Annotated in this window: 9 protein-coding genes and 1 pseudogene; 6 read left to right on the plus strand and 4 right to left on the minus strand. The window is 62.6% G+C overall.

Annotation, left to right across the window (positions count from 1 at the left end):
• Nucleotides 1-308 precede the first annotated feature (308 nt).
• The 4 genes from EN964_RS17400 to EN964_RS17415 all read left to right on the plus strand — a co-directional run bounded on the left by EN964_RS17400 (nt 309) and on the right by EN964_RS17415 (nt 3818).
• Nucleotides 309-1214 (plus strand): ribokinase, encoded by a 906-nt coding sequence (locus EN964_RS17400; protein ID WP_127267104.1) that lies wholly within the window; start codon nt 309-311, stop codon nt 1212-1214.
• A 1-nt stretch (nt 1215) separates the two neighbouring features.
• Nucleotides 1216-2667 (plus strand): amidase, encoded by a 1452-nt coding sequence (locus tag EN964_RS17405; RefSeq protein WP_127267105.1) that lies wholly within the window; start codon nt 1216-1218, stop codon nt 2665-2667.
• A 114-nt stretch (nt 2668-2781) separates the two neighbouring features.
• Nucleotides 2782-3396 carry a LysE family translocator gene (locus EN964_RS17410; RefSeq protein WP_127267106.1) on the plus strand — a complete coding sequence of 205 codons (615 nt, stop codon included), beginning with the start codon at nt 2782-2784 and terminating at the stop codon, nt 3394-3396.
• A 110-nt stretch (nt 3397-3506) separates the two neighbouring features.
• A complete protein-coding gene (locus tag EN964_RS17415) occupies nt 3507-3818 on the plus strand; it encodes a hypothetical protein (RefSeq protein ID WP_127267107.1) in 312 nt (103 codons plus the stop codon).
• A gap of 164 nt (nt 3819-3982) precedes the next feature.
• Here EN964_RS17415 and EN964_RS17420 read toward each other — a convergent pair whose 3' ends face one another.
• Nucleotides 3983-4924 (minus strand): nucleoside hydrolase, encoded by a 942-nt coding sequence (locus EN964_RS17420; protein WP_127267108.1) that lies wholly within the window; start codon nt 4922-4924, stop codon nt 3983-3985.
• A 315-nt stretch (nt 4925-5239) separates the two neighbouring features.
• Here EN964_RS17420 and EN964_RS17425 point away from each other — a divergent pair, with 315 nt between their 5' ends.
• Together EN964_RS17425 and EN964_RS17430 are read left to right on the plus strand one after the other, a co-directional pair.
• Nucleotides 5240-5665, plus strand: coding sequence for an Hsp20 family protein (locus EN964_RS17425; RefSeq protein WP_023760739.1), 426 nt, complete (start codon nt 5240-5242; stop codon nt 5663-5665).
• Between the two features lie 120 nt (nt 5666-5785).
• Nucleotides 5786-6040 carry a DUF1150 family protein gene (locus EN964_RS17430; protein WP_023760740.1) on the plus strand — a complete coding sequence of 85 codons (255 nt, stop codon included), beginning with the start codon at nt 5786-5788 and terminating at the stop codon, nt 6038-6040.
• Nucleotides 6041-6106: 66 nt separating this feature from the next.
• Here the strand turns inward: EN964_RS17430 and ptsN are convergent, their stop codons facing one another.
• The 3 genes and pseudogenes from ptsN to EN964_RS17445 form a co-directional block, all read right to left on the minus strand.
• Nucleotides 6107-6571 (minus strand): PTS IIA-like nitrogen regulatory protein PtsN, encoded by a 465-nt coding sequence (gene ptsN / locus EN964_RS17435; protein WP_013529589.1) that lies wholly within the window; start codon nt 6569-6571, stop codon nt 6107-6109.
• 102 nt (nt 6572-6673) lie between these two features.
• Entirely contained in the window at nt 6674-7258 is a 585-nt protein-coding gene (gene hpf / locus EN964_RS17440) for a ribosome hibernation-promoting factor, HPF/YfiA family (protein ID WP_013529588.1), read from the minus strand.
• A 264-nt stretch (nt 7259-7522) separates the two neighbouring features.
• Nucleotides 7523-7831: pseudogene (locus EN964_RS17445) on the minus strand (RNA polymerase sigma-54 factor); the annotation flags it as partial.

Genomic DNA, 7831 nt, shown 5'->3' on the forward strand with positions numbered 1-7831 from the left:
GCCTCGATGGCTCGGGGGTCGATGTCAACGGAAGTGTGCCGCAAAGGGTTGCCAACGGCACCCACGCGATGCAGGTCGACCTCACCGCCACCAAATCGAGCGGTATCTTTCCCGCCGGCAACTATCAGGGCACGGTCACCGTGCGCTGCGAATAAGGCCACGACACCTCAAATCGGACTGGACCATGCGCGTGGTCTGGCAAGCCGCGGCCTTACAGGTTAGCTTCCACGCAATCGGAACGATCTGCGTTCGCCCGGACGCACGAAGACGCTCCGATATTTTGAATTTGCGTTGCCAGGAGGCCCTGCTTGATTATCGTCATCGGCTCGATCAACCTCGACCTTATCGCCAAGGTCGACCGCTTGCCGAGTCCCGGCGAGACGGTGGGCGGCTCGGCCTTCACCACCGCACCTGGGGGCAAGGGCGCCAACCAGGCACTGGCCGCCGCACGCGCCGGCGCCTCGGTGCGCATGGTTGGCGCCGTCGGCAGGGACAGCTTCGCCGCCGAGGCACTGGCCTTGCTGCGCGACGGCAAGGTCGACCTGTCCGGCGTTGCCGAGACTCATGCCTCGACCGGCACGGCACTGATCATGGTCGCCGACGACGGCGAGAACATCATCGCCGTGGTGCCGGGCGCCAACGCTTCCGTGGTGCCAGGCGATCTCTCCAAGGCCTTTCTGAAAAAAGGCGACGTCGTGCTGCTGCAAAATGAGATTCCGCTGGCCACCGTCGATGCCGCCCTCGACCAGGCAAGGGCGGCCGGCGCCATTACCGTGCTCAACACGGCGCCTTTCCAGGGGCAGGCAGCCGGCTTTCTCGGCAAGGCGGACTATGTCGTCGCCAACGAAACCGAGTTCGACCTCTATGGCGAAGCGCTGTCGCTGCAAGGCCGCGACCGGGCGGCCCGTATGCGCGACTTTGCCGGAAAGACCGGCCGCACCGTCGTCGTCACGCTCGGCGGCGACGGCGTGATGGCGGCAACGCCGAGCGAATTCCTCACCGTTCCGGCACGCAAGATCACCCCTGTCGACACGGTCGGCGCCGGCGATACGTTCTGCGGCTATTTCGCCGCCAGCCTGTCGTCGGGCCTCACGCTCGAACAGGCGCTGGCGCGCGCTGGCGCGGCCGGTTCGCTGGCCTGCCTGAAGCCTGGCGCCCAACCGGCGATCCCGCTCGCCAAAGACGTCGATCAGGCGCTGCAGGAAACCCGTTAAAATGCTGCGTCCGCAAACGAAACATGCCGTGCCGCCGGCAAGCGACATCTGCCGCCTGTCCGCTGTCGAACTCGCCGGCGCGATCCGGGAGAGAGAGCTTTCCGTGCGCGAGGTGGTGGCGGCATTCCTCGATCGCATCGAGGCGGTCAATCCGCTGGTCAACGCCATCGTCTCCTTGCGCGATCGCGCCGATATCCTGCGCGAAGCCAATGCGGCCGATGCCAGCCTGTCGCGAGCCGAAGCGGCGGGTCCACTTTTCGGCATGCCGATCGCCATCAAGGATCTCGCCTCGACCACGGGCCTCAGGACCTCCTTCGGCTCGCCGATCTTCGCCGATTTCGTGCCGCAGGAAGACGATTTCTTTGTCGAGCGCATCCGCAATGCCGGCGCCATCATCATCGGAAAGACCAACGTCCCCGAATTCGGGCTTGGCTCCAACACCTACAACGCCGTGTTCGGGCCGACGTTGAACGCGTTCGATCCGGCCCTGACCGCCGGCGGCTCGAGCGGCGGCGCGGCGGTGGCCCTGGCGCTTAACATGGTGCCCGTCGCCGATGGCAGCGACTTCGGCGGCTCGCTGCGCAACCCGGCCGCCTGGAACAATGTTTTTGGCTTCCGCCCGTCGCAAGGACTTGTTCCCGGCGGACCCGATTTCGAAGTCTTCCATGCGCAGATGGGCGTCGACGGGCCGATGGGCTGCAACGTTCGTGATATGGCCCTGCTGCTCGATGTGCAGGCCGGTTACCACCCGCGCGCGCCATTGTCCTACGAGAAACCCGGCTCGTTCCTCGAAGGGCTTGGAATACCGGCAACTGGTGGCCGCATCGCCTGGCTCGGCGACCTCGGCGGTCATCTGCCGGTTGAAACAGGCATTCTCGGCCTGTGCGAGGCGGCACTTGGCCGCTTTGCGGATGCATCCTTCCCTAGCGAACCCCTGCTGCCGGATTTCGATTTCGAAGCGCTGTGGCAGGCCTTCGTGACGCTGCGCCAGGCCAGCAGCGGCTGCGCGCTCAAAACCCACTATGACGATCCCGCGAAGCGCCGCCTGCTCAAGCCGGAAGCCATCTGGGAAGTGGAGAACGCCATGCGGCTGACGGCGCCGCAGATCCGCGCCGCCTCCGTGACCCGTACATCCTGGCATCGCACGCTGTTGTCGATCTTCGACCGCTATGATCTCGTCGCGCTGCCGACCGCGCAGGTCTTCCCCTTCGATGTCGATACGCATTGGCCGCGTGAGGTCGCCGGACGCGCAATGGACAGCTATCACCGCTGGATGCAGGTTTCCGCCTTCGCGACCTTGGGCGGCTGCCCGGCGGCCAACGTGCCGGTCGGCTTCGACGATAGGGGCCGACCGATGGGCATGCAACTGATCGGCCGGCCGCGCGGCGACCTCGCCGTGCTGAAGGCGGCGGCGGCCTATGAGGCAACGCTGCCTTGGCAGACCGGCGCCTGAACCGAGCGGACTGGCGTGTCGCAGGGCGCTAGTTAGCGGCTTGCACCGGCTGCGCTGCTATGCATTGATTGTCCTCAAGCCGCGCCGCATCGGCGGCATTCCTGGGGAAAAGTCATGTCGCTCGAACTCTACGCCGCCTATGTCCTGGCTTGCATCGTCATCATCCTGGTGCCCGGCCCAACGGTCACGCTGATCATCGCCAACAGCATCCGCCATGGCTCCCGCGCCGGTCTCGCCAATGTCGCCGGCACGCAGGCAGGGCTTGCCGTGATGATCGCCATCGTCGGCATCGGCCTCAACACACTGATCTCGGGCATGGGCCACTGGTTCGAGTGGGTGCGGCTGATCGGCGCCGCCTATCTGATCTGGATGGGTGTGCAGATGTTCCGTTCCAAAGGCACGCTGAACGCCGATGGAACGGCCAGGAAACCGCGCGGCGGCTTCTTCCTGCAGGGCCTGCTGGTGGCGCTCAGCAACCCCAAGACGTTGATCTTCTTCGGCGCCTTCTTTCCGCAGTTCATTTCGCCGCAAGGCAACTACTCGCTGCAGATCGCCATCATGGGCCTGACCGCCATGATCTTCGCCGCCTTCTCGGATTCGACCTATGCGCTGGCCGCCGGCCGCGCCGGGCGCCTGCTGTCGGCCGGCCGCATCAAGCTTTTGTCGAGGATCAGCGGCAGCTTCATGGTCGGCGGCGGCCTGTGGCTGGCGCTTTCAAAGGCAAAGTAACAGCGCGCCGACAAGCCGGGACTCTAACAGCAATTTCCTGAAACAGGGAGGCCGATTGAAAGTCGGCCTTCTGTCCACCACATGAATCGGCGGTTTGGGGGTTCACGTCGATGTCGTGGACTTTTGCGGATGTGAAAGGGCACGTGCTGGGCGTGATCCTGATTGTTGCTTTGTTTGCGGCGGTGTTGGTCCTTGATCCGCTCAAGTGGACGAATATGGCAAGCCCAATCCGGTCGGTCGTCACCGTCGACGCAATGGTCAGAAGTGTCCAGTGGGACCGCGTCGGCATCTATCTGGTCTCTGTCGAGAACGGTCCGTCTGTTCTCATCAAGGACAAACGCCTGCATCTGATCGGCTCGCGCATAAGCATTGAACGCGTCACGCGCGACAATGGAACGATCTTTTATCGGTTTCCAGAGTGAACTGGCGGCTGGCGCCTCTTCCCTCGCCCCGGTTACGGGGGATGGGGTGGTCGCGAAGCGATAGGGTGAGGGGCAGCGCCGAGGGCGCAAGCAGAATCTCAACGTTTGTGCCGCCCCTCACCCGCCTGCCGGCACCTTCTCCCCGTAAACGGGGAGAAGGAGGCTCACAGCCGCCCCAGCCTCTCCACCAGTAGCGCGAAAAATCCGTCATGGTCGATGTCGCGCATCACCATGGCGTTCTTTGGCCGCTTGGTGACGCCCCACCAGTCGATCACGGTCATGCCCATGGTCAGTTCCGAGGCGGTTTCCACGCTGACGTTGCAGTTGCGGCCCTTGAACAGGTCAGGCTTTAACAGATAGGCGATGACGCAAGGGTCGTGCAGCGGGCCGCCGTCGGTGCCGTATTTCTCCTCGTCGAAGCGCTCGAAGAATTCCAGCATCTCGGCGGTGGCGGTGCCGACCTTGGTGCCGAGCGCGCGGAAGGTTTGCGTGCGCTTGGCGGTGGTCAGCGCCTTATGGGTGACGTCGAGGGGCATCATCACGATCGGAATACCGGATTTGAACACGACATCGGCGGCCTGCGGATCGACATAGATGTTGAATTCGGCGGTCGGGGTGACATTGCCGCCCTCGAAGAAGCCGCCGCCCATCAGCACGATTTCCTTGATGCGCGGTGCAATGCGCGGCTCGCGGATCAGCGCCAGCGCAATGTTGGTGAGCGGGCCGAGCGCACAAAGCGTGATCGTGCCGCTTTCTTCCCCCATCAGCGTCTCGACGATGAAATCGACCGCGTACCGGTCCTGCAGCTTCATCGTCGGTTCTGGCAATTGCGGTCCGTTGAGACCGGTCTTGCCATGCACTTCCTCGGCGGTGACCAGTTCGCGCATCAGGGGCCGGATGGCGCCGGCATAGACCTTGATGTCCGGACGGCCGGCCAACTCGCAGATCTTGCGGGCATTCTTTTCGGTAAGCTTCAGCGGCACGTTTCCGGCAACGGCTGATATGCCGACGATCTCCAGTTCGGAGCTGCCGAGCGCCAGCAATATGGCGACGGCATCATCCTGACCGGGATCCGTGTCGATGATGATCTTGCGTGATTGGGGCATTTCAATTCCTTGTTTGGCGAGGTCGTGGGCTTGAACCGATCCGATCGAAACATCCAAATGACGCCGAAGCGGTCGCGAGCTGCCATGTCGAACCGCTCGACCGGGAAAGACAATTCCCGACCTGCGCGCTTCTCCTTGCATCTGCTCGCCGTTTCAAGCGCCATGTCGGTCATTCCTGTGAGTCCACGCCTGGTCTTTTTGAGCGGGTCTGTTGACGGCTTGAACTTGGTCGCGGGGCGGACCATATCAAGGCCATCGGGAAAAATGCCATCTGGGTTTTTCCACTTTATGTCGCTCTTGAGAGGACAGTGTAACATGAGCCGAATGACGCCCTTTTCCAGCCCGCTTCTCCTTGGTTTCGACGCCATGGAAAAGACCCTGGAACGCCTGGCGAAATCCGGCGACAGCTACCCTCCCTACAACATCGAACGCCTCAGCGGCGCCGACGGCAAGACCGAAAGGTTGCGCATTACATTGGCGGTCGCCGGTTTCGCCGAAAGCGATCTCGATGTCACCACGGAGGAAAACCAGTTGGTCGTGCGCGGCCGTCAGACCGACGACACCGAGCGCGAATTTCTTCATCGCGGCATCGCCGCGCGCCAGTTCCAGCGCTGTTTCGTGCTGGCCGACGGCATGCGGGTGATCGCGGCGGAGTTGAAGAACGGTCTTTTGTCGATCGACCTCGATCGGCCGGAGTCCGAACGGCTGGTACGGAAAATAAACATATCGGTGAAAGACTGATCTTTACCACTGCATCGGCCGGAAATCGGCTCCGACTTCCGAAAGCACGATGCAGCAAATTGAAATGGCTCTCATGCGGGATGGCCTTGAGCGGCGTCCTCGCGCCAAGGAGGCTTTGAAATGACCAGAACTGAAAACATCACCATGACCAATGGCGAATTCGCTCATCTCGGCGAAGGCTCGGTCGCTTATCTCAGAAAGGTCTCGAGCGACGAATTGCTCGGCCGTTTCCCCAATCTCGGCGAAATCGCCCCCGGCATGGAACTGTGGGCCTTGTTTGCCGCCAATGGCCAGCCGATCCTGCTTTCCGATGCGCGTGACCGCGCTCTGGCCGGCGCCATGGAAAACGACCTGACCACCGTCGCCATTCATTGACAGCGATTCCGGCTGAAACGGAAAGGGCCGCCCATGGCGGCCCTTTAGCGATATCATTCTCGAAATTCAGGCCGCGTGCGAAGCCTGGGTGTCCGACAACAGCGCGTGGATAGCGGCGGCGTCGCGCGTACCCCTGATCTTGGCCACCGTGTCGGCATCGCGCAGGACCCGCGCGATGCGCGACAGTGCCTTGAGGTGGTCGGCGCCCGCCCCTTCCGGCGCCAGCAGCAGAAACACCAGATCGACGGGCTGATCGTCCAGCGATTCGAAATCGACAGGCGTCTCCAGCCGGGCGAAAACACCTGCGATGCGTTTCACGCCGGCCAGCTTGCCGTGCGGAATGGCGATGCCGTTGCCGACGCCGGTCGAACCCAGGCGCTCACGCTGCAGGATGGTGTCGAACACCTCCCGCTCCGGAATGCCGGAAATCGCCGCTGCCCGTTCGGACAGCAGTTGCAGCAGCTGCTTCTTGGAGTTCGCCTTCAACGCCGGCAGTATCGCCGGAACGTTGATAAGATCGCTCAGATCCATGCTAGAAAATCCCTTGTTCGCCTGCCGTCACCAGTCCCCACCCCTCGTGCGGCCGGCTCTTATTGCCGTGCGACCCTTGTCGTCACCGTGCGACCTTTGTCGTCACGCTTGCGCGACCTTGGTCGTCGACGGGTCGATCCAGCCGATATTTCCATCGGGTCGGCGATAGACGATGTTGAGATGGTCGGTTCCCGCATTGCGGAAGACAAAGACCGGGCTGTCCTTGGTGTCGAGTTCGATGACCGCCGACGCCACCGACATGGTCTTCAGCGTCATGGTTGATTCGGCGACGATGGCGGGCGCGAAATTCTCCGGAATGTCCTCGTCGTCATCGGCAAGCGGCGCCATCACCGTGTAGGCGATGTCGGTCGGCTGGCCGTTGGCGGCGCCCGAATTGTGCGATTTCAGCCTGCGCTTGTAGCGCCTCAGGCGGGTTTCCAGACGGTCCGCCGCCGCCTCGAAGGCTAGCGTCGGATCCTGGGCATCGCCGGTGGCCTGCAGCGAAGCGCCGGAATCCAGCCGGATCATGCAGTCCGCCGAATAGCGCGAGCCCGATTTGATGACCGTGACATGTCCGGCAAAGCCGCGATCGAAATATTTGCCGATCGCTTCGCCGACGCGATCATTGATGCGTGTCCGAAACGCATCGCCGATATCCATGTGTTTTCCCGATATGCGCAGATTCATCTGAAAACTGACCTTCCTTGCTCAGGCTTCAAACTGGCCCGAGTTTATACTCGTGATCCGTGCGCACAAGCTTTGCGGCGTCACTTGCGCCGATTTTAAATCCAAACTTTCCGGTTGATCACAAGCCGCCCTTTGACCGTCCCGAGGCCAACGTCGTGACGGACCATCCGCATGCGGGCATCTAGCCCGTCTCATGCGGGCGGGCTTCTAGCCACTTCACCGCGGCTTGTCAATGAAGTGCCGGCCTGTGGAAAATCGACCCGCTCAGCGCCCGGCGCTGGCCATCGCCCGTTTCTCGCGTCGGCGCTGCACCGAAGAGGGGATATTCATGCCTTCCCGGTACTTGGCGACCGTACGTCTTGCAATGTCGACGCCACTTTCGCGCAACATGTCGACGATCGCGTCGTCGGAAAGCACGTCGACGGGTTTTTCCTCGTCGATCAACTGCTTGATGCGGTCACGCACGGCTTCCGAGGAATGCGCATCGCCGCCGCCCGACGCGGCGATCGAGGCGGTGAAGAAGTAGCGAAGCTCGAACACGCCGCGCGGCGTCAGCATGTATTTGTTGGCTGT

Origin of the sequence: Mesorhizobium sp. M7A.F.Ca.CA.001.10.2.1 (genome assembly GCF_003998575.1) — a bacterium.
Classification (GTDB): domain Bacteria; phylum Pseudomonadota; class Alphaproteobacteria; order Rhizobiales; family Rhizobiaceae; genus Mesorhizobium.

What these genes read in the sequence shown, in the direction of transcription:
- EN964_RS17405 (WP_127267105.1), top strand. Translation starts at nt 1,216, where the DNA reads ATGCTGCGTCCGCAAACGAAACATGCCGTGCCGCCGGCAAGCGACATC.
- EN964_RS17410 (WP_127267106.1), top strand. Translation starts at nt 2,782, where the DNA reads ATGTCGCTCGAACTCTACGCCGCCTATGTCCTGGCTTGCATCGTCATC.
- EN964_RS17415 (WP_127267107.1), top strand. Translation starts at nt 3,507, where the DNA reads ATGTCGTGGACTTTTGCGGATGTGAAAGGGCACGTGCTGGGCGTGATC.
- EN964_RS17420 (WP_127267108.1), bottom strand. Translation starts at nt 4,924, where the DNA reads ATGCCCCAATCACGCAAGATCATCATCGACACGGATCCCGGTCAGGAT.
- EN964_RS17425 (WP_023760739.1), top strand. Translation starts at nt 5,240, where the DNA reads ATGAGCCGAATGACGCCCTTTTCCAGCCCGCTTCTCCTTGGTTTCGAC.
- EN964_RS17430 (WP_023760740.1), top strand. Translation starts at nt 5,786, where the DNA reads ATGACCAGAACTGAAAACATCACCATGACCAATGGCGAATTCGCTCAT.
- ptsN (WP_013529589.1), bottom strand. Translation starts at nt 6,571, where the DNA reads ATGGATCTGAGCGATCTTATCAACGTTCCGGCGATACTGCCGGCGTTG.
- hpf (WP_013529588.1), bottom strand. Translation starts at nt 7,258, where the DNA reads ATGAATCTGCGCATATCGGGAAAACACATGGATATCGGCGATGCGTTT.